The sequence below is a fragment of the Streptococcus oralis genome (genome assembly GCF_901543815.1).
GTDB lineage: Bacteria > Bacillota > Bacilli > Lactobacillales > Streptococcaceae > Streptococcus > Streptococcus oralis_CM.
In genome coordinates this window covers 1,585,873-1,606,250 of the sequence record NZ_CABEIU010000002.1, presented here as the reverse complement: position 1 = coordinate 1,606,250, position 20,378 = coordinate 1,585,873, and the positions used below count along the sequence as shown (strand labels likewise).

Genomic DNA, 20,378 nt, shown 5'->3' with positions numbered 1-20,378 from the left:
GATAGAGAGGAAAGATGAGTACTTTAGCAGAAATAGAAGCGCTCTTGTTTGTGGCAGGTGAAGATGGGATTCGGGTTCGTCAGTTGGCTGAACTCCTCTCACTTCCACCGACAGGCATCCAACAGAGTTTAGAAAAATTAGCCCAGAAGTATGAAAAAGATCAAGATTCGAGCTTGTCCCTGATTGAGACAGGTGGTGCATACAGATTGGTCACTAAGCCTCAATTTGCAGAGATTTTGAAGGAATACTCCAAGGCGCCCATCAACCAAAGTTTGTCTCGGGCTGCTCTTGAGACCTTGTCCATCATTGCCTACAAGCAACCTATCACGCGGATAGAAATTGATGCTATCCGTGGGGTCAACTCGAGTGGAGCCTTGGCAAAGTTGCAGGCTTTTGACTTGATACGAGAAGATGGGAAAAAAGAAGTTCTTGGGCGACCAAACCTCTATGTGACTACGGATTATTTCCTAGATTACATGGGGATTAACCATTTGGAAGAATTACCAGTGATTGATGAGCTTGAGATTCAAGCCCAAGAAAGCCAATTATTTGGTGAAAGGATAGAAGAAGATGAGAATCAATAAATATATTGCCCATGCAGGTGTGGCCAGTAGGAGAAAAGCAGAAGAACTAATCAAGCAAGGCTTGGTGACGGTTAACGGCCAAGTGGTGCGTGAACTCGCAACGACCATCAAGTCTGGAGATAAGGTCGAAGTGGAAGGTCAGCCCATCTACAACGAAGAAAAGGTCTACTATCTGCTTAATAAACCACGTGGAGTGATTTCCAGTGTGACAGATGACAAGGGCCGCAAGACTGTTGTGGACCTCTTGCCCAATGTTAAAGAACGCATTTACCCTGTGGGACGTTTGGACTGGGATACATCAGGTGTCTTGATTTTGACCAATGATGGGGACTTTACGGATGAGATGATTCACCCCCGTAATGAGATTGACAAAGTCTATGTCGCTCGTGTTAAAGGTGTGGCTAATAAGGATAATCTCCGCCCCTTGACCCGTGGGCTTGAGATTGATGGTAAGAAAACCAAGCCAGCTGTATATGAGATTCTCAAAGTGGATCCAGTCAAAAATCGCTCAGTAGTGCAGTTGACTATCCATGAAGGGCGTAATCATCAGGTTAAAAAGATGTTTGAAGCCGTCGGTCTTCAAGTGGATAAGTTGTCTCGGACACATTTTGGACACTTAGACTTGACTGGTCTTCGTCCGGGAGAATCCCGTCGCCTTAATAAAAAAGAAATCAGCCAACTACACACCATGGCTGTAACCAAGAAATAATGAAACGAATCTTAATAGCGCCAGTACGCTTTTACCAACGTTTTATCTCACCAGCCTTTCCACCCTCTTGTCGCTTTGAGCCGACTTGTTCCAACTACATGATTCAGGCTATTGAAAAACATGGCTTCAAAGGTGTTTTGATGGGCTTGGCTCGAATTTTGCGTTGTCATCCCTGGTCGAAAATAGGCAAGGATCCTGTGCCAGACCACTTTTCACTCAAACGAAATCGAGAAGAAAAATAACCCCAACATCACCTGATGTTGGGGTTTCTTGCTTACCTCAAAGCTTTTTGAGCGTCTTCAATCATAAGTTTAGTTGATTCAAGACCGCCTCCGCTTAGATACCAGAGGTCTGGTGTTAGTTGGATAATTTTACCATTTTTAGCGGCAGGAGTTTCAGCGATGAGGGCATTTTCTAGGACGCCGTCGTTGCTTGAGTTGTCCCCACCGATGGCAAGGGTACGGTTGATGACAAAGAGGATGTCGGGATTGATTTCTTTCACACTTTCAAAGCTGACTTCCTGTCCGTGGCGTGAGTCTTCAAATTTGGTGTCAGTTGGCTTGAATTTTAAGGTTTGGTACAAGAAAGAGAAACGAGATTGGGCACCAAAGGCAGCCATTTTTCCTTCGTTAAGGAGGATGGCAAGGGCTTTTTTGTCAGAACTTTCATTTTTAGTAGCAACTTCTTGGATGCTCTTGTCTAGGTTGGCCAATTCTTCTTTGGCTTTCTGTGTACCTGTTTCGCCGAAGGCGCTTGCTAAGGATTCGATATTAGACTTGGTAGAAGTCCAGTAGTCGTCCTTACTTGCTTGGAAGAGAACGGTTGGCGCGATTTCTTTGAACTTGTCTACGAATTTTTGGGTACGTGGTGAAGCGATAATTAGGTCTGGTTCAAGAGCAGCAATGGCTTCTAGGTCTGGCTCAACCATGGAACCCACATTGTTGACATTTCCCGCAAGATCTTTTAGGTAAGTCGGAACAGTTTTTGTAGGCATTCCGACGATATTCTTTTCAAAACCTAAAGCGCGAATAGTATCCGCAGCACCGAGGTCAAAGGTCACAATCTTTTCAGGAACCTTTGAAAGTTTGACCTCATCTAGTGAACTTTTAATGGTTACCTCTGTTGGAGCAGAGCTACTTGTCTCTGTCTGGCTAGTGCTTGAGTTTGTATTTGTACTACATGCACCAAGTAAGAGCAAGAAGCTAGCCACTAGGGCAGTAAGATAAAGTTTAAGGGATGTTTTCATGATTTCTCCTTTTTAAAATGTGATAACGATCTAGGGAGTCTCTTAGATAGGCTTGTTAGCTAAGAGACAGTGGGTTCTCTAACATGAGTTCAGAATAGCTAGCTATAGATACAGATCTTTTTGCCATTGATATCAGCCAGCGTGATGGGAATCTCATAAAGTTGACTGAGCAGGTCAGCCTGCATGATTTGAGCAGTCGTTCCCTTGCAAAAGACTTGGCCGTCTTTAAAGGCAACAATTTCATCCGCATACTGGCTGGCCATGTTGATATCGTGGAGGACGATGATAATGGTCTTACCGAGTTCTTCCACCAGTCGTCGAAGAATCTGCATCATGCTGACACTTTGCTTGATATCGAGATTGTTGAGCGGTTCGTCTAGCAAGATAAAGTCTGTATCCTGAGCTAGTACCATAGCGATAAAGACACGTTGCAACTGTCCACCAGACAGGCTATCGATATAGCGGTCTTTTAAGTTGGTCAGTTCCAGATAGTCCAGAGTTTCTCGGATTTTTTCCCAGTCTTCTGCCTTCAGTCGACCATGGCTGTAGGGAAAACGTCCAAAGCTGACCAGTTCTTCAACGGTCAATTTGGCTTGGTAATTGATCTTCTGCTTTAGGATAGTCAGTTCTTTAGCTAGTTCTTGCGAATTCCAACTCTCGATTTCACGGCCTTTGATACTGAGAATTCCCTGATCCTTCTTGGTCAGTCTGCTCATAATGGAGAGGAGAGTTGATTTTCCGGCACCATTTGGCCCAATGAAAGCTGTCAGTTTCTGAGGACTGACTTCAAGGGAAATATCTTGCAAAATATCCTGTTTTTGAATGGATTTGTCAATGTTTTCCAGTTTCACCGACGCGCCCTCCTGTAAAGTAAGATAAAGAATAAGAAGCCACCCACACTCTCGATGATCATACTGATGCGAATTTCTAGTGCAAAGACTCGTTCGATGAGGGCTTGCCCTAAGGTCAAACTAATAAATCCAATCAGAATGGCTACGATAAAGAGCAACTTGTGCCGATAATCTTTGACGATTAGGTAGGTGAGGTTGGCCAGCATAAAGCCGAAGAATGCCATAGGCCCTACCAAGGCAGTGGCTGTTGAGGTCAAAAGCACGATACCCCAGAGGAGTTCTCTCTGTTCTTTTTCAATATCGAGTCCCAATATCTGAGCTGTTTCTCTTTGCAGGTGCAAGACATCCAGAATGACTACTTTTCGGAAGAAAAAGATTGTCAAGGCGAGGATGATCAGAGAACCGATGGCTAGAATGGGAGTGTTGAGATGTTGAAAGGAGGCAAAGAGACTGTTCTGCAGTTTATCGTATTCATTTGGATCCATCAGGACTTGGAGGAAGGTACTGATATTTCGAAAGAGACTTCCGAGTGCTAGACAGATTAGCAGGATGAAGACCAGGTCTTGCTTCATCAGCGTCTTCAAGTAACCTTGTAAGGCGAGAAAGAAGAGGGATTGAAGCAGAAGCAAGACTAGAAATTCTAAGATAGGAGACTTTTCAAGCTGTAGAAATTTGCTTTCAAAAACCAGTAGCAGGGTTTGTAGCAAGACATAGAAGGATTCGATTCCCAAAATACTTGGTGTCAGAAAGCGATTTTCTGTCAGGGTTTGAAAACTAATGGTCGAAATCCCTGTCGCGATGGCTACCAAGAGATAAACGATGATTTTTTGGGAACGCAGCTTCCAGGCAAAGGCAGACAGCTGGGTGATGGGCCAAAAGTAGAGGAGACAAGCTCCGATGGCCAGAATAATGAGAAGGCAAAAGAGCTTGGTATGTTTGCTTTTAAACTGCATCTTTTTGTCCCCCTCTCCATAGAAGTAGGATAAAGACGAGGCTACCGATGATTCCTAGCAAGAGACTGACAGACAGCTCATAGGGCCGAATCAAGACACGAGAGAGGATGTCGCAGGCTAGGACCAGATTGGCACCGACCAGTGCGACGACGAGTTTGGTTTGACTCAGATTATCTCCATAGCGCTTGCGGACAAGATTGGGAACGATGACCCCGAGAAATGGCAAGGCACCCACGGTAATCATGGTGACACTTGTCGTTAGCGCCACTAGAAAGAGGGCCAGCTTTTCAAGTAGGGAGTAAGAAATGCCCAAACTCTCACTGGCTTCCTTGCCTAGATTCATGATGGTGAAGGTTTGGGATAATTTCCAAACGGCTATCAGGATGATGAGGCCTAAGAAAAGCCACTCATACTGATGGGTCTGAATCATGGAGAAGGAGCCCTGGGTCCAGGCCGTCATACTCTGAACCAGATTGAAACGATAGGCGATAACTTCTGTGATAGACCCAATAATCCCACTATAGATGATCCCGATCAGAGGCAACATCCACCTTTCCTTTATAGAAAAAATAGTCATAAAGGCCAGGAAGAAGAGGGTAAATAAAATGGATGATCCAAAAGCAAAGAGCATCTTTTGGGTCAGACTCGCAGACGGAAAGACAAAGAGGCTTAACACCATTCCCAGTTTAGCGGCTTCGGTTGTTCCGACTGTACTCGGAGCAGCAAACTGATTTTGGGTGATGGTCTGCATGAGTAGTCCCGCCATACTCATACTAGACGCTGCAAGGAGAATACTGATGGTTCTTGGAAGACGCGACTCTTGAAAGAGAAGCCAAGTCTGTTGGTCAAAAGCAAAGAATTTTTCCCAAGAAAAATCACTGGTTCCAATGGTAATGGAGAGAAAGACTAGGAGTAGAAGTAAGCCTGTTAAAATATGAGAGAGTTTCATGCCCCGTCCTTTCCTGTAGATTTGGTATAAAAATACCCTTGGAGATAATGTAGCATGATTTCTTTAATCTGTCAATAAATATTCTGACAATTTAATGTAAAAATAAGGAAAACTTCCTGAAATAAGTGCTAGTTCCCTCTTTTATAGGGTAAACTTGTAAAACCCAATCCACCTTCCCACTATCCTTCTCCTATAAAAAGTGGTAAAATGGAGGACAGAAAGAAGGAACTGATATGACAACATTATTTTCAAAAATCAAAGAAGTAACAGAACTTGCTGCGATCTCAGGTCATGAAGCACCTGTCCGTGTCTATCTTCGTGATAAGTTGACACCGCACGTGGATGAAGTGGTGACAGATGGCTTGGGTGGTATTTTCGGTATCAAGCATTCAGAAGCTGCCGATGCGCCGCGTGTTTTGGTCGCTTCTCACATGGATGAAGTTGGTTTTATGGTCAGCGAGATTAAGCCAGATGGTACTTTCCGTGTGGTTGAAATCGGTGGCTGGAACCCTATGGTGGTCAGCAGCCAACGCTTTAAACTCTTTACTCGTGACGGTCGTGAAATTCCTGTGATCTCAGGTTCTGTCCCTCCACATTTGACACGTGGAACAGGTGGACCAACCATGCCAGCTATCTCTGATATCATTTTTGATGGTGGGTTTGCGGACAAGGCTGAAGCAGAAAGTTTTGGCATCCGTCCGGGTGACACGATTGTCCCTGATAGTACAGCTATCTTGACAGCCAATGAAAAAAATATCATCTCTAAAGCTTGGGACAACCGCTACGGTGTTCTTATGGTTAGCGAACTAGCTAAAGCCTTGTCAGGTCAAAAACTGGGAAATGAGCTCTATCTTGGTTCTAACGTCCAAGAAGAGGTCGGTCTTCGTGGTGCTCATACTTCTACAACTAAGTTTGACCCAGAAGTCTTTCTCGCAGTTGACTGCTCACCTGCTGGTGATGTTTACGGTGGCCAAGGTAAGATTGGGGATGGAACCTTGATTCGTTTCTATGATCCAGGTCACTTGCTTCTCCCAGGGATGAAGGATTTCCTTTTGACAACGGCTGAAGAAGCGGGCATCAAGTACCAATACTACTGTGGTAAAGGCGGAACAGACGCTGGAGCAGCTCATCTGAAAAATGGTGGTGTCCCATCTACAACCATCGGTGTCTGCGCTCGTTATATCCATTCTCACCAAACTCTCTACGCGATGGATGACTTCCTAGAAGCTCAAGCCTTCTTGCAAGCCTTGGTGAAAAAATTGGATCGTTCAACGGTTGATTTGATTAAAAATTATTAAGCATAAGGGAAGGTGGTCGGGATGGCAGAACCAAACCTAGAAAGCCTTATAAAAGATCTCTATAACCATGCTCGTCAGGGCTTGAGTGAAGATTTAGTTGCTGCTCTCCTAGAGACTGCTAAAAAACTACCTACTACAAATGAGCAATTACTAGCAGTCCGACTCTCAGGACTTGTCAATCGTGAATTGCTCACTAATCCCAAACACCCAGCACCTGAATTGATCAACTTGGCGCGCTTTATCAAAAGAGAAGAGGCCAAGTACAGGGGCACTGCAGTCTCTGCTATCATGTTTGGCGAACTCTTTAAAATGCTTTGATTCCATTGTGGATCAAAGCATTTTTCTATATGGTTGAAAAGACATGCTTGATTAGGAGACGAAAAAAGCCATCCCATTCAGGATAGCTTTTTGGTCATTAGATTTGTTCAGCGATGACCTTTTCAGCCAAGTTCATAGCGTGGTCAGATACACGAGTGTAGTGGGAAATGATGTCGATAAAGTTGACCCCAGCTTGTGTTGAACACTCACCCTTGTTAAGGCGTTTGATGTGGGTCTTTCTGAGAACACGTTCCATATTGTTGATTTCTTTATGGCGTTCAATCAGACTTTGAGCTTTTTCAATATCGTTATTTTCCACACTATCAAGGGCATCTTTGATAAATGCAGTAGTTTTTTGATAGATATCAGCTAATTCCTCTAGAGCAGCTTCAGAAAAATGAACATCTTTGCGTTGGAGGTAGTCTGTTAGGTTGAGCAAGCCTTCTGCGTGGTCCCCAATCCGTTCCAAATCACGAGATGAATCCAGAATGTTGGTCAAGACTTCGCTTTCCTTTTGACTCAAGGATTCGCTTGAGAGCCTGATGAGGTAACGAGTGAGTTTTTCATCGATGGTGTTGATGGCTTCCTCTGTCTTGTGCCCTTTTTCAGCTACCTTTTCATCCAAACCGATGATATAGGTATAAGAAAGGTCAAAAGCTTTGGCTGCATAGTTCCCTAAGTGCAAAAGTTCTTTTTTGGCATTTCCTAGAGCGATAGAAGGAGATTGCTGAATAAGCTGTTCGTCGAGATAAAGAGGCTCGTACTTGACAACCTCGTCTTCACCAGGGATGAGCTTGGTTACAAAGTAGGCCAAGGCTCCGATGAATGGAAATTGTACAATGGTGTTACTTACGTTAAAGGCACCGTGAGAGAAGGCGATCGTCATCTCAGGTGAGAGGTGAAGGAGTGCCTGGAAGTACTCGATCATAGCAGTGAAGGGGCCTAATAAGATTAAGCAAAGAATAGTTCCTAGAACGTTAAAGGTAACGTGAGTCGCAGCAACGCGTTTCGCAGAGACATTGGCTCCAGCTGCCGCAATGATAACGGTTAGGGTTGTCCCGATATTATCTCCGAAAAGAACTGGTAGCGAACCTTTAAGGTCAAGGAACCCACCTGCATAGAGTCCTTGCAAAATCCCGATCGTTGCAGAAGATGCCTGGATGAGGACGGTAATCACCGCACCAGCTACCACTCCTAAAATAGGATTTTGTCCCAAGGTTACCATATATTCCTTGAATTGTGGTAAATCTTTAAGCGGGCTCATACCGGCACTGATGAGGTTGAGGGCGTAGAAGATTCCCCCGACACCAAACAGGATGCGCCCGATATTGTTTGCTGTTCTATTTTTTGTAAAGAAGAGAAACATGGTTCCAAGGAAAATCAAGGGTAAAGCATACTCGCCCAGCTTGAAACCGATGATAAAGGAAGTAACAGTAGTTCCAATATTGGCTCCCATGATAATTCCGATAGCCTGTCTAAGAGTTAGAAGACTAGCGCTGACCAGCCCAACCGTGATAACTGTCACCCCTGTACTTGACTGAATGAGAGCAGTTACGACGATCCCGACTAGAACACCTAAAAAGGGATTGCTGGTGTACTTGTCAATGTAAAAACGAAGGCGATCTCCAGCAGCTTGTTGTAAACCGTCTCCCATGGTCTTAATACTGTATAAAAACAGTCCTAGACCTCCTAAAAAGTGAAATAAAATTTCCTGCCAATTAATGGACATTTCTTTTTCCTCCGAAAAATAATAACGGAATTTCTCCTATTCTATTTTAAAGGATAATAGGAAATCCCACAAGTGTTTTTCTGTTATTTTAGTAAGAAATCGCTAACTTTTTTAAATTTCTTCCTTAAATAGAGTTCTTACCTCAAGTATAAATGTCTGCAAGGATTATATCCAAATTAAACTGTTTCTTATCCTAGTTATAGTTTATTTGTCAAATAGATTGACATCGCTTTCATATAGGATAAAATGAAGATGATCCTGTTCTGGTGGTGTGCACTGAGAACAGTTACTTTTTATCAAAAGAGTGAAGCGCTTACTTTATATTTTATTAGGAGGATAAGATGAAAGATCTATTTTTTGAAAAACGTTGCCGTTACAGTATTCGTAAGTTGTCAATCGGGGCTTGTTCCTTAATGATTGGATCAGCTCTATTTGCTAGCCCGGCTCTTGCCGAACAGGTTACAGTCCCTGAGACAGTTGCCAATACAAGTGCTCACGCGACAAGTGCTAGTGAATCAACTAATCCAGATACCACAGCTATCGAAAAACAATTATTGGAAACAGAAAACAAAGTAGCTGAGCAACCAATTTCAGAAAACACTCCAGCAATAACGGATTTGGGTAATGAAAAAGAAGAAGTGAAGCCAACTCCGACAGATAAAACTGAAAAACCTGTTCAACCAACTGAAAAAGAAGAAGCCAAACCAGAGGAAGCTCCTCAAGTGGCTGAGAAGAAAGCCGACAAACCGACTCTAGCAGACGTTCCTAAAAATGAAGAAAAGAGTCTCCGACCAAAGGAAATCAAGTTTGATACTTGGGAAGATTTGTTGAAATGGGAACCGGGTTCGCGTGAGGATGATCCCATTAACCGTTCCTCAGTTGAACTCGCTAAGCGCCATAGAGGCCAGTTGGTTAACGAAAAAGCAAGCAGAAGAGCCAAGGTTCAAGCTCTAGCAAATACCAACTCAAAGGCCAAAGACCACGCTTCTGTTGGTGGAGAAGAATTCAAGGCCTATGCTTTTGACTACTGGCAATACTTGGATTCCATGGTCTTCTGGGAAGGCCTAGTTCCAACTCCAGATGTCATTGATGCCGGGCACCGCAACGGAGTTCCCGTTTATGGAACCTTGTTCTTCAACTGGTCAAATAGCATCGCTGACCAAGAGAAATTTGCCGCTGCCTTGAAACAAGATGCAGATGGTACCTTCCCTATCGCAAGAAAACTTGTCGATCTTGCTAAGTATTATGGCTTTGATGGCTATTTCATCAACCAAGAAACAACGGGGGAATTAGTAGAACCTCTTGGTGAAAAAATGCGCCAATTCATGCTCTATACAAAAGAATACGCAGCCAAAGTCAACCATCCAATCAAGTATGCTTGGTACGATGCCATGACCTATAAATACGGGCGTTACCACGAAGATGGTCTTGGTGATTACAACTACCAGTTTATGCAAAAAGAAGGTGACAAGGTCCCTGCAGATCAATTCTTTGCCAACTTCAACTGGAACAAGGAAAAGAATGACCATTCTGTAGAGATGGCTAAATGGCTAGAACGTAGTCAATATGATGTCTTTGCAGGCTTGGAATTGCAACAAGGTGGTTCTTATAAGACCAAAGTCAAATGGGATGCCCTCTTAGATGAAAAAGGCAAGTTGCGTTTGTCGTTAGGACTTTTTGCACCAGATACGATTACCAGTCTAGGGAAAACAGGAGAAGACTACCATAAGAACGAAGACATCTTCTTTACAGGTTACCAAGGAGATCCAACGGCTCAAAAACCAGCGGACAAAGAGTGGTATGGGATTGCCAATTTAGTTGCTGATCGCACACCAGCAGTGGGCCGGACCTTCACCACCTCCTTTAATACAGGTCATGGTAGAAAGTGGTTTGTAGACGGTAAAGTTTCTAAGGATTCTGAGTGGAACTACCGTTCTGTTTCAGGTGTCTTACCAACATGGCGCTGGTGGCAGACTTCGACGGGGGAAAAACTTCGTGCAGAATACGACTTTACAGATGCCTATAATGGCGGTAATTCTCTTAAATTCTCAGATGATGTAGCTGGCAAGACAGATCAGGATGTGAATTTGTATTCTACCAAACTAGAAGTAACTGAGAAAACCAAACTTCGTGTTGCTCACAAGGGAGGAAAAGGCTCCAAAGTTTATATGGCCTTCTCTACAACTCCAGACTACAAATTTGAGGATGCAGACTCATGGAAAGAACTAACCCTTTCTGATGACTGGAAGAATGAAGAATTTGACCTCAGCTCACTAGCTGGAAAAACCATCTATGCAGTCAAACTCTTCTTCGAGCATGAAGGGGCTGTAAAAGATTATCAGTTTAACCTAGGTCAATTAACCATTTCGGACAATCACCAAGCACCACAAGCGCCTACGGGCCTTTCTGTGGTGAGACAATCTCTTAAGAATGCCCAAGAAGCTGAAGCAGTGGTCCAATTTGCGGGTAACCAAGATGCGGACTTCTATGAAGTCTACGAAAAAGATGGGGATAACTGGCGTTTGTTGACAGGTTCATCCGCTTCAACCATCTACTTGCCAAAAGTTAGCCGTTCTGCTAATGCGACTGGCACGACTCAGGAATTGAAAGTCGTTGCAGTTGGTAAAAATGGCCTTCGTTCTGAAGCGGCGACGGCATCCTTTAACTGGGGGATGACAGTTCAGGATACGACTCTCCCAAGACCTTTGGCTGAAAATATCGTTCCAGGTGCAAAGGTTATCGGTAGCACTTTCCCAAATACTGAAGGTGGTGAAGGCATCGAAGGTATGTTGAACGGTACCATTACTAGCTTGTCAGATAAGTGGTCTTCAGCTCAGTTGAGCGGTAGTGTGGATATTCGCTTGACCAAGCCACGTACCGTTGTTAGATGGGTAATGGATCATGCGGGAGCTGGTGGTGAGTCTGTTAACGATGGTTTGATGAATACCAAGGACTTTGATCTTTATTATAAAGATGCAGATGATGAATGGAAACTAGCTAAGGAAGTCCGTGGCAACAAAGCGCACGTTACAGATATCACTCTTGACAAACCAATCACCGCTCAAGACTGGCGTTTGCATGTTATTACATCTGATAATGGGACACCTTGGAAAGCTATTCGTATCTACAATTGGAAGATGTACGAAACCTTGGACACAGAAAGTCAAAATATTCCAATGGCTAAGGTAGCTGCCCGTTCACTTGGAAACCATCAAGTTCAACTTGGTTTCTCTGATGTTCCAGCGGGTGCAACTATCACCGTTTACGACAAGGCAGATTCACAAACACCGATTGCAACTTTGAAGTCTGAAACAGGCGGTGACCTGGCAACAGCACCATTGGGCTTTGACAAGCAACCAACTCTCCTCTACTATCGTACCCAACTACCTGGCAAAGAAATCAGTAACACCTTGGCAGTAGCGATTCCGCAGGATGAGAGAAAAATTGCTGCAGTTAGCCTTGAAAAAGGACCTAAGAAGACAGTTTATAAAGAGGGAGAAAAACTTGATCTCAGAGGCGGAACACTCCGTGTTCAATACGAAGGGGGACAAGCCGATGAGCTGATCAACCTTACTCACTCAGGTGTGACTGTTTCTGGATACGACGCTCATCAAAAAGGGGAACAAAAGCTCACAGTTAGCTATCTTGGACTTTCAGTAAGCGGTGACTTGAAGGTACAAGTTACTGGTCAAGATGAAGGAAAACTAAAGGAAGTAGCAGGTCTGTACATTACTCAGAAACCGAAAACGGAATATCTAGTAGGAGAGCAACTGGATCTTGCAGAAGGTCGCTTCGGCGTTCTCTATGATGATGAGACAGAAGAAAGCCGTGCCTTCACAGATCAAGGTGTTGAAATTACGGGCTACGATGCTCAAAAGACTGGTCGTCAGACCTTGACCCTTCATTACAAGGGACACACAGCTGAGTTCGATGTCTTGGTTTCTCCAAAAGCAGCTGTCAACGATGAGTACCTCAAACAAGAAATCACTGCTGCCCAAGGCCGTCAGTCAACCCTTGCCTACACCTTCTCAAGCGAGGACAAACAAGCAGCACTAGTAGAGAAGCTCACTGCAGCGAAAGCTGTAGCAGAAAACCATAATGCTAGCCAAGAAGAAGTCAATCGGGCTTTGAATGAGTTGAAACAAGCAGGGACAGCCTTGGATGGAAATCAACGTTATCAGACTGCTAGAGAAGAGTTGGAAGGCTTGCTCGAATCCGTCCGTGAAAAAGATCCTAAAGCTGAGTTGATTGAACAAGCAGAAACTTTATTAGCTTCAGAGATGCCAACACCACAAGCTTTTGCGGACATGAAAGAAAAGCTGAATAAGAAACTAGCTCCTGCAGAAGAAAGCCATCATGTTGGTAGCATGGATCCAAATGAAGTGGCCCCGACGGTTGAGGCCCTCCCTGAACTAGTTGTTGAAACTGAAACAACAGCCTTTGAACGTCAAGAGCGACCAAACTCCGAATTTCTCAAAGGACAACGTCGTGTTGTGCAAGCTGGAGTTGAAGGTCAAGTTCGCCACTTTGTAGAAGTAGATAGCCAAGGCAAACGCACTCTTCGTTCAACTGAGGTAGTCAAGGAATCAAGCCCAGAAATCACCGAAGTTGGTACAAAAGTTCTATCAAGCAACCAACCAGCTGAAGGTGTGAAAGATTTAGTTCTAGAAACTCCGAAACTGGAAGTTGAAGAAGTTTCAGTTGCCTTCGAACATCAGGAACGACCAAATGCAGCCCTTCTCAAAGGCAAACGCCAGCTAGTTCAAGCAGGCGTTGAAGGTCAAGTTCGTCGCTTTGTAGAAGTTGATGCTCAAGGCAAACGCACCCTTCATTCTACTGAGGTTCTCAAGGAAGCCCTTCCAGAAATCACCGAAGTTGGAACGAAAGAAGAGCAAGTCTCACAAACAAGGGATCAAGCGCTCTCAGCAACACCAGCAAAAGTTGAAGAAACAAGCAGAGAGCTTCCAAATACGGGAGCGACAAGAGATGCTAGCCTAGTAGCACTGGGACTCCTCGGAGTAATGAGTGCCTATGGACTTGTAGCTTTGAAAAAGAGAGAAGATTAATCGGATTTAGAATTCTTGGATCTTCTCATATAAAACTAAAAATAAGGTTTGACTGCAGATCGGTCAAACCTTGTTTTAATTACTTATTTGATGAGGTCTTTCTAGAGTTTATTTAAAAAATACTAGTTTCAGTTGCAAGAATGAACTCGAAAAGTTTAGGGTTTTTCTATCTCTTTTGCGGATTTTGTGATATAATTAACACGTATAAAAAAAGAAGGAGTCATATCTAATGGCAAAATTGACTGTTAAAGACGTTGACTTGAAAGGGAAAAAAGTTCTCGTTCGTGTTGACTTCAACGTACCTGTTAAAGATGGCGTGATTACCAATGACAACCGTATCACTGCAGCTCTTCCAACTATCAAGTACATCCTTGAACAAGGTGGACGTGCAATCCTCTTCTCTCACCTTGGACGTGTAAAAGAAGAAGCAGACAAAGAAGGTAAATCACTTGCTCCTGTAGCTGCTGACTTGGCTGCTAAATTGGGACAAGAAGTTAAATTTATCCCAGGTGTTACACGTGGTGCTGAATTGGAAGCCGCTGTTAACGCTCTTGAAGATGGACAAGTTCTCTTGGTTGAAAACACTCGTTTCGAAGATGTTGACGGCAAGAAAGAATCTAAAAACGATCCTGAACTTGGTAAATACTGGGCATCACTTGGAGATGGTATCTTCGTAAACGATGCATTCGGTACAGCTCACCGTGCACACGCATCTAACGTTGGTATCTCAGCAAACGTTGAAAAAGCAGTTGCTGGATTCCTTCTTGAAAATGAAATTGCCTACATCCAAGAAGCTGTTGAAGCGCCAGAACGTCCATTCGTGGCTATCCTTGGTGGTTCAAAAGTTTCAGACAAGATCGGTGTTATCGAAAACTTGCTTGAAAAAGCTGATAAAGTCCTTATCGGTGGTGGGATGACTTACACATTCTACAAAGCTCAAGGTATCGAAATCGGTAACTCACTTGTAGAAGAAGACAAATTGGATGTTGCCAAAGCTCTTCTTGAAAAAGCAAACGGCAAATTGATCTTGCCAGTTGACTCAAAAGAAGCTAATGCTTTTGCTGATTACACTGAAGTGAAAGACACTGAAGGTGAAGCAGTAGACCCAGGTTTCCTTGGTTTGGATATCGGTCCTAAATCTATCGCTAAGTTTGACGAAGCCTTGACTGGTGCGAAAACAGTTGTATGGAACGGACCAATGGGTGTATTTGAAAACCCTGACTTCCAAGCTGGTACAATCGGTGTGATGGACGCTATCGTGAAACAACCAGGCGTGAAATCAATCATCGGTGGTGGTGACTCAGCTGCTGCAGCCATCAACCTTGGTCGCGCAGACAAGTTCTCATGGATCTCTACAGGTGGTGGAGCTTCAATGGAACTCCTTGAAGGTAAAGTATTGCCAGGATTGGCTGCACTTACAGAAAAATAAGCTTTCTTAAATGAAACGATGAAAAGAGGAACCCTGTTTCCTCTTTTTTTATAGTCTAAATTAAAAACGCTTCCGATTGATTTTGGCTCATAAAATCAACTAAATTATGATAAAATGGAAATAGAAAGTTGAGATTATGAGTTATTTTAAAAAATATAAATTTGATAAGTCACAGTTCAAGCTTGGTCTACGAACCTTTAAAACCGGAATTGCTGTTTTCTTAGTTCTCTTGATTTTTGGATTTTTTGGTTGGAAGGGACTTCAAATTGGGGCTTTGACAGCAGTCTTTAGTTTGCGAGAAAGCTTTGATAAGAGTGTTCATTTTGGAACATCGCGTATCTTAGGAAATAGCATCGGAGGTTTTTATGCTCTTGTCTTTTTCCTCTTAAATACCTTATTTCAAGAAGCTTTTTGGGTAACCTTGCTGATTGTGCCAATTTGCACTATGTTAACCATTATGACAAATGTCGCCATGAACAATAAGGCGGGAGTTATCGGTGGTGTAGCGGCTATGTTGATTATTACCCTATCAATACCAAGCGGAGAAACATTTTTGTACGTGTTTGCGCGCGTATTTGAAACATTTATGGGAGTTTTTGTCGCAATCCTTGTAAATTATGATATTGAGCAACTGAAACTCTTTTGGGAGAAAAAAAGAAAATAATGTTACATTTTGTGACATTATTCGTTGACGTATGTCTTTTTTTAGACTATAATAGACAGGAAGAAGGAAATTGTAAATGAAGGAAAGAGAATTTCGCCGAAATATGGCTGTTTTTCCTATCGGTAGTGTTATGAAATTGACCGATCTCTCGGCGCGTCAGATTCGTTATTATGAAGATCAAGAGTTAATAAAGCCTGATCGAAACGAAGGGAACCGTCGCATGTATTCTTTGAATGACATGGATCGTCTACTTGAAATCAAAGATTATATCTCTGAAGGTCATAATATTGCTGCGATTAAGAAAAAATATGCTGAACGCGAGGCGAAGTCCAAGAAAGCCGTGAGTCAGACGGAAGTGCGTCGTGCACTTCACAATGAACTCCTCCAGCAGGGGCGCTTTGCTTCAGTACGTTCACCCTTTGGTCGCGGTTAGGCAATCGCAAGTAGTCAGATATTAAGGAGAAAAACCATGCCAATCACAGCTGCAGATATTCGTCGTGAAGTCAAGGAAAAAAATGTTACCTTTATTCGCCTCATGTTTTCAGATATCTTGGGGACGATGAAAAACGTCGAAATTCCTGCTACAGATGAACAGTTAGACAAGGTCTTGTCAAATAAAGCCATGTTTGATGGATCTTCTATTGAAGGTTTTGTACGTATCAATGAGTCAGATATGTACTTGTACCCAGACTTGGATACATGGACAGTCTTCCCTTGGGGAGATGAAAACGGAAGTGTTGCAGGTTTGATCTGTGATGTCTATACAACAGAAGGAGAACCCTTTGCAGGTGACCCACGTGGTAATCTGAAGCGTGCACTTCGTCATATGGAAGAAGTAGGATTCAAATCCTTCAACCTTGGTCCAGAACCAGAATTCTTCCTATTTAAACTCGATGAAAATGGGGATCCGACTCTTGAGGTAAATGACAAGGGTGGCTACTTTGATTTGGCACCTACAGATCTTGCGGACAATACGCGTCGTGAAATCGTTAATGTCTTGACCAAAATGGGATTTGAAGTAGAAGCAAGTCACCACGAAGTCGCGGTTGGACAACATGAAATTGACTTCAAGTATGATGAAGTCCTCCGTGCCTGTGACAAGATTCAAATCTTTAAACTCGTTGTTAAAACCATTGCTCGTAAACACGGCCTTTACGCAACCTTTATGGCAAAACCAAAATTTGGTATTGCTGGGTCAGGTATGCACTGTAATATGTCCTTGTTTGATGCAGAAGGAAACAATGCCTTCTTTGATCCAAACGATCCAAAAGGAATGCAGTTGTCTGAAACGGCCTATCATTTCCTTGGTGGTTTGATCAAGCATGCTTACAACTATACTGCCATCATGAACCCAACAGTTAACTCATACAAACGTTTGGTTCCAGGTTATGAAGCACCTGTTTATATTGCTTGGGCTGGTCGTAATCGTTCGCCACTTGTGCGCGTACCAGCTTCACGTGGTATGGGAACTCGTCTTGAGTTGCGTTCAGTGGACCCAATGGCAAACCCATACATCGCTATGGCTGTTCTTTTGGAAGTTGGTTTGCATGGTATTGAAAACAAAATCGAAGCACCAGCTCCTATCGAAGAGAATATCTACATCATGACAGCAGAAGAGCGTAAGGAAGCTGGAATCACAGACCTTCCATCAACTCTTCACAACGCCTTGAAAGCTTTGACTGAAGATGAAGTGGTTAAGGCTGCCCTAGGAGATCACATCTACACGAGCTTCCTTGAAGCTAAACGTATCGAGTGGGCTAGCTATGCAACCTTTGTGTCACAATGGGAAGTTGATAATTATTTAGATCTTTACTAATATAGAAGAAAGATTGCCTGATGGTGGTCTTTTTTCTTGTGTTTTATATCGAGCTGTGATATATTATATATAACGAAGTGTGATATATCGAGCTAAATAGGAGGTGGTTATAAATGGAATTAACGGATAAGATTCGTCGAGTTTATCTTCCAATGACGGAAACGGGATTTTATATCTTGTTCTGTCTGCAACAGCAACGTCATGGTTATAGTATTTCGCAAAAGGTCAAGGAGATGACAGATTCGCAAGTTTCGATTAGTCCTGGAACTATGTATGGTACCTTGTCAAAGATGGAAAAGGATGGCTTGATTTCCTTTGTCCGAGAAGAGGAAAAACGGAAAATCTATCAGATAACAGATTTGGGACGAAAAGTTTTGGAGATTGAATTGAAACGTATTGAACGGCTCTACAGAAACAGTCAAGAGGAACTATGATGGAAAAGAAGGTTGTTTATAGAATTGCTACCATTGCAGATTATGATAGAGAGGCTTTATATCTTAGAAAAATGCATGCTGAGGGCTGGAAACTCAAGGAAGTGACCTACTCTCACTTAGTAGTTGCTGTTAAGTATACTTTTGAGAAGTGTCAACCGGAGCAGGTGTCTTATCAGTTGGACTTTTATCCCATGAAAAAATCAGAGAGAGCCTCCTATTTACAATTATTTAAAGACTGTGGATGGGAGCATATTATAGATTTTAATGGTTTTTCCTACTTTAGAAAATCTTATTCTGGAGTTGAGTCGGATACTGAGTTTGAAATCTATAATGACGCTACTGGGAAGTTAGCCATGGTTAAACGGATTTTAATAATGCGGATGCTTCCTATTTTGCTTCTCTTTTTAGCTCTAATACCGATTTTCTCAAAGTTTCTCAGTGGAGGTAGTTCTTTCAGTTGGGTAATGTTTTTGATTGTTATTATGGATTGTGTTTTATTGATAGTTTTTGCGATTCAGATTTCTTATATTTTTTGGAGCTTGTTCCAAAAGTGGAAAGAATTATCTTATAGCTGAAACAATACTTGTTTTCTGATTTGGAGGTCAGGCAATGAATAGCAAAGTACAATTTCGGATTTTCACCGTTGTCGATTTGGACAAGGAGGAAGAATATTTGCATGAGATGCACTTGAAAGGCTGGAGATATAGAACTAGTCGTTTTGGTTTTTTTTATTTTGAGCAATGTCAACCGGATGATGTCATCTATCAGATCTATGATTCTAGATTTCTTAGAAAGCATAAGCATGAACTACAAGGTTTTAGAAATAGCGGTTGGGAATTGATAGAAACAGGTTTTTGTTCAATTCTTCGTAAATCATCTTCAGATACACTTCCAGAGGATCAAGTCTATATGAGTAATGGTCTTAGATGGGAAGTTATGCGGTCTAGACTTCGATCCTGTACAGCTGCTTTCTCGGGTGGTCTTGTTGTTTGCATGAGTTTATTTAAAGAAGGTCTTTCTATGTCTTTCTTTATTACTTTCGTTTTATACGCTTGTTTAATTTCTTATCTGATCTATGGATATTACAGACTTAAAAGGAAATACCAAGTAGATGAGAAGTAAGATTCTAGGTCTTCAGACTGATTTTTAGCACTCTTGGCAAAAGAGTGCTAAATTTTTGAGTTTTTGTCTTGACATTCTCTTCTAAGGGTGTATAATAGAATCATGAGTTAGCGCTTGGATGCATAGAGTGCTAATCGATCAGACAGAGAGGAGTGATGAGATGGTTACAGAGCGTCAGCAGGATATTTTAAATCTGATTATTGACATCTTTACCAAAACGCACGAACCTGTCGGATCCAAGGCGCTACAAGAGTCTATTAATTCTAGTAGTGCTACCATTCGTAATGACATGGCAGCTCTAGAGAAGCAGGGTTTGCTTGAAAAGGCTCATACTTCAAGCGGTCGGATGCCAAGTGTTGCTGGTTTTCAGTACTATGTGAAACACTCACTGGATTTTGACCGATTAGCTGAAAATGAGGTTTATGAGATTGTCAAAGCCTTTGATCAGGAATTCTTCAACCTGGAGGATATTCTGCAGGAGGCTGCTAATGTCTTGACAGAATTGAGTGGCTGTACGGTAGTGGCACTGGATGTTGAGCCCAGCAGGCAACGGTTGACAGCTTTTGATATCGTTGTTCTAGGGCAACATACAGCCTTGGCAGTATTTACCCTAGACGAGTCGCGAACGGTTTCCAGTCAATTTCTGATTCCAAGGAACTTCTTGCAGGAAGATTTGCTGAAGCTTAAGGCAATCATTCAGGAACGTTTCCTCGGTCACACCATTCTAGATATTCACTACAAGATTCGGACGGAGATTCCACAGATTATCCAGCGTTACTTTACAACAACGGACAATGTCATGGATCTCTTTGAACACATTTTTAAAGAAATGTTCAACGAAAACATTGTGGTGGCGGGAAAGGTCAATCTCTTGAATTTTGCCAATCTCGCAGCCTATCAGTTCTTTGACCAAACACAGAAGGTGGCCTTAGAGATTCGTGAGGGTCTGCATGAAGATCAGATGCAAAGCGTCCGTGTTGCGGACAGTCAAGAATCCTGTCTAGCTGACCTAGCAGTGATTAGCAGTAAATTCCTCATCCCTTATCGAGGATTTGGAATTCTTGCCATTATCGGTCCAGTTAATCTGGATTACCAGCAATTGGTTAATCAACTCAATGTTGTCAATCGAGTACTAACTATGAAACTCACAGATTTCTATCGCTATTTGAGTAGTAATCATTATGAGGTGAGTTAAACATGAAATTACATA

Annotated in this window: 19 protein-coding genes; 14 read left to right on the top strand and 5 right to left on the bottom strand. The window is 42.7% G+C overall.

Going from position 1 to position 20,378, the window contains the following annotated elements:
* The first annotated feature begins 14 nt into the window (after nucleotides 1–14).
* From scpB to yidD, 3 genes are read left to right on the top strand one after another with little or no spacing between them, the layout of a single operon-like run.
* On the top strand, nucleotides 15–584 hold the full coding sequence (gene scpB, locus FQT28_RS08145; RefSeq protein WP_084948496.1) for an SMC-Scp complex subunit ScpB: 570 nt from the start codon (nucleotides 15–17) through the stop codon (nucleotides 582–584).
* Nucleotides 571–1,293, top strand: a complete 723-nt coding sequence (locus tag FQT28_RS08140) for a pseudouridine synthase (protein WP_143989909.1) — start codon at nucleotides 571–573, stop codon at nucleotides 1,291–1,293. Before scpB ends, FQT28_RS08140 begins: the two co-directional genes overlap by 14 nt.
* Nucleotides 1,293–1,535, top strand: a complete 243-nt coding sequence (gene yidD / locus FQT28_RS08135; RefSeq protein ID WP_045593460.1) for a membrane protein insertion efficiency factor YidD — start codon at nucleotides 1,293–1,295, stop codon at nucleotides 1,533–1,535. Before FQT28_RS08140 ends, yidD begins: the two co-directional genes overlap by 1 nt.
* Before the next feature lie 32 nt (nucleotides 1,536–1,567).
* On the opposite strand, the gene FQT28_RS08130 is transcribed toward yidD, so the two are convergent.
* From FQT28_RS08130 to FQT28_RS08115, 4 genes are all read right to left on the bottom strand, one after another.
* Complete coding sequence (locus FQT28_RS08130; protein WP_084948499.1) at nucleotides 1,568–2,539, bottom strand: siderophore ABC transporter substrate-binding protein; 972 nt, start codon at nucleotides 2,537–2,539, stop codon at nucleotides 1,568–1,570.
* Between the two features lie 98 nt (nucleotides 2,540–2,637).
* On the bottom strand, nucleotides 2,638–3,390 hold the full coding sequence (locus FQT28_RS08125) for an iron ABC transporter ATP-binding protein (RefSeq protein WP_000764281.1): 753 nt from the start codon (nucleotides 3,388–3,390) through the stop codon (nucleotides 2,638–2,640).
* Complete coding sequence (locus FQT28_RS08120) at nucleotides 3,387–4,343, bottom strand: iron chelate uptake ABC transporter family permease subunit (RefSeq protein ID WP_143989908.1); 957 nt, start codon at nucleotides 4,341–4,343, stop codon at nucleotides 3,387–3,389. Before FQT28_RS08120 ends, FQT28_RS08125 begins: the two co-directional genes overlap by 4 nt.
* A complete protein-coding gene (locus FQT28_RS08115) occupies nucleotides 4,333–5,292 on the bottom strand; it encodes an ABC transporter permease (RefSeq protein ID WP_084948501.1) in 960 nt (319 codons plus the stop codon). The genes FQT28_RS08120 and FQT28_RS08115 overlap by 11 nt, the downstream gene beginning before the upstream one ends.
* 233 nt (nucleotides 5,293–5,525) lie before the next feature.
* On the opposite strand from FQT28_RS08115, the gene pepA reads away from it, so the two are divergent.
* Both pepA and FQT28_RS08105 read left to right on the top strand, forming a co-directional pair.
* Entirely contained in the window at nucleotides 5,526–6,590 is a 1,065-nt protein-coding gene (gene pepA, locus FQT28_RS08110) for a glutamyl aminopeptidase (protein ID WP_000209190.1), read from the top strand.
* 21 nt (nucleotides 6,591–6,611) lie between these two features.
* A complete protein-coding gene (locus tag FQT28_RS08105) occupies nucleotides 6,612–6,908 on the top strand; it encodes a bacteriocin immunity protein (protein ID WP_000840141.1) in 297 nt (98 codons plus the stop codon).
* A gap of 97 nt (nucleotides 6,909–7,005) precedes the next feature.
* Here FQT28_RS08105 and FQT28_RS08100 read toward each other — a convergent pair whose 3' ends face one another.
* Entirely contained in the window at nucleotides 7,006–8,637 is a 1,632-nt protein-coding gene (locus FQT28_RS08100; protein WP_131200801.1) for a Na/Pi cotransporter family protein, read from the bottom strand.
* 341 nt (nucleotides 8,638–8,978) lie between these two features.
* Between FQT28_RS08100 and FQT28_RS08095 the strand changes: the two genes are divergently transcribed.
* From FQT28_RS08095 to hrcA, 9 genes are all read left to right on the top strand, one after another.
* Nucleotides 8,979–13,703, top strand: coding sequence for an endo-beta-N-acetylglucosaminidase (locus tag FQT28_RS08095; RefSeq protein ID WP_143989907.1), 4,725 nt, complete (start codon nucleotides 8,979–8,981; stop codon nucleotides 13,701–13,703).
* Between the two features lie 229 nt (nucleotides 13,704–13,932).
* On the top strand, nucleotides 13,933–15,132 hold the full coding sequence (locus tag FQT28_RS08085) for a phosphoglycerate kinase (RefSeq protein WP_001096770.1): 1,200 nt from the start codon (nucleotides 13,933–13,935) through the stop codon (nucleotides 15,130–15,132).
* A 136-nt stretch (nucleotides 15,133–15,268) separates the two neighbouring features.
* Nucleotides 15,269–15,796, top strand: a complete 528-nt coding sequence (locus FQT28_RS08080; protein WP_038804532.1) for an FUSC family protein — start codon at nucleotides 15,269–15,271, stop codon at nucleotides 15,794–15,796.
* A gap of 76 nt (nucleotides 15,797–15,872) precedes the next feature.
* Nucleotides 15,873–16,229, top strand: coding sequence for a transcriptional repressor GlnR (glnR, locus tag FQT28_RS08075; RefSeq protein ID WP_000664333.1), 357 nt, complete (start codon nucleotides 15,873–15,875; stop codon nucleotides 16,227–16,229).
* 36 nt (nucleotides 16,230–16,265) lie between these two features.
* Entirely contained in the window at nucleotides 16,266–17,612 is a 1,347-nt protein-coding gene (gene glnA, locus FQT28_RS08070; protein WP_001122884.1) for a type I glutamate--ammonia ligase, read from the top strand.
* A gap of 113 nt (nucleotides 17,613–17,725) precedes the next feature.
* A complete protein-coding gene (locus FQT28_RS08065; protein ID WP_143989906.1) occupies nucleotides 17,726–18,046 on the top strand; it encodes a PadR family transcriptional regulator in 321 nt (106 codons plus the stop codon).
* On the top strand, nucleotides 18,046–18,621 hold the full coding sequence (locus FQT28_RS08060; RefSeq protein WP_143990076.1) for a DUF2812 domain-containing protein: 576 nt from the start codon (nucleotides 18,046–18,048) through the stop codon (nucleotides 18,619–18,621). Before FQT28_RS08065 ends, FQT28_RS08060 begins: the two co-directional genes overlap by 1 nt.
* Before the next feature lie 34 nt (nucleotides 18,622–18,655).
* Nucleotides 18,656–19,168, top strand: a complete 513-nt coding sequence (locus tag FQT28_RS08055; RefSeq protein ID WP_143989905.1) for a DUF2812 domain-containing protein — start codon at nucleotides 18,656–18,658, stop codon at nucleotides 19,166–19,168.
* Between the two features lie 160 nt (nucleotides 19,169–19,328).
* A complete protein-coding gene (hrcA, locus tag FQT28_RS08050) occupies nucleotides 19,329–20,363 on the top strand; it encodes a heat-inducible transcriptional repressor HrcA (RefSeq protein WP_143989904.1) in 1,035 nt (344 codons plus the stop codon).
* Nucleotides 20,364–20,378 lie beyond the last annotated feature (15 nt).

Bases quoted from the DNA above. Each gene is read 5' to 3' on its own strand.
- scpB (WP_084948496.1), top strand. From the start codon at position 15: ATGAGTACTTTAGCAGAAATAGAAGCGCTCTTGTTTGTGGCAGGTGAA.
- FQT28_RS08140 (WP_143989909.1), top strand. From the start codon at position 571: ATGAGAATCAATAAATATATTGCCCATGCAGGTGTGGCCAGTAGGAGA.
- yidD (WP_045593460.1), top strand. From the start codon at position 1,293: ATGAAACGAATCTTAATAGCGCCAGTACGCTTTTACCAACGTTTTATC.
- FQT28_RS08130 (WP_084948499.1), bottom strand. From the start codon at position 2,539: ATGAAAACATCCCTTAAACTTTATCTTACTGCCCTAGTGGCTAGCTTC.
- FQT28_RS08120 (WP_143989908.1), bottom strand. From the start codon at position 4,343: ATGCAGTTTAAAAGCAAACATACCAAGCTCTTTTGCCTTCTCATTATT.
- FQT28_RS08115 (WP_084948501.1), bottom strand. From the start codon at position 5,292: ATGAAACTCTCTCATATTTTAACAGGCTTACTTCTACTCCTAGTCTTT.
- pepA (WP_000209190.1), top strand. From the start codon at position 5,526: ATGACAACATTATTTTCAAAAATCAAAGAAGTAACAGAACTTGCTGCG.
- FQT28_RS08105 (WP_000840141.1), top strand. From the start codon at position 6,612: ATGGCAGAACCAAACCTAGAAAGCCTTATAAAAGATCTCTATAACCAT.
- FQT28_RS08100 (WP_131200801.1), bottom strand. From the start codon at position 8,637: ATGTCCATTAATTGGCAGGAAATTTTATTTCACTTTTTAGGAGGTCTA.
- FQT28_RS08095 (WP_143989907.1), top strand. From the start codon at position 8,979: ATGAAAGATCTATTTTTTGAAAAACGTTGCCGTTACAGTATTCGTAAG.
- FQT28_RS08085 (WP_001096770.1), top strand. From the start codon at position 13,933: ATGGCAAAATTGACTGTTAAAGACGTTGACTTGAAAGGGAAAAAAGTT.
- FQT28_RS08080 (WP_038804532.1), top strand. From the start codon at position 15,269: ATGAGTTATTTTAAAAAATATAAATTTGATAAGTCACAGTTCAAGCTT.
- glnR (WP_000664333.1), top strand. From the start codon at position 15,873: ATGAAGGAAAGAGAATTTCGCCGAAATATGGCTGTTTTTCCTATCGGT.
- glnA (WP_001122884.1), top strand. From the start codon at position 16,266: ATGCCAATCACAGCTGCAGATATTCGTCGTGAAGTCAAGGAAAAAAAT.
- FQT28_RS08065 (WP_143989906.1), top strand. From the start codon at position 17,726: ATGGAATTAACGGATAAGATTCGTCGAGTTTATCTTCCAATGACGGAA.
- FQT28_RS08060 (WP_143990076.1), top strand. From the start codon at position 18,046: ATGGAAAAGAAGGTTGTTTATAGAATTGCTACCATTGCAGATTATGAT.
- FQT28_RS08055 (WP_143989905.1), top strand. From the start codon at position 18,656: ATGAATAGCAAAGTACAATTTCGGATTTTCACCGTTGTCGATTTGGAC.
- hrcA (WP_143989904.1), top strand. From the start codon at position 19,329: ATGGTTACAGAGCGTCAGCAGGATATTTTAAATCTGATTATTGACATC.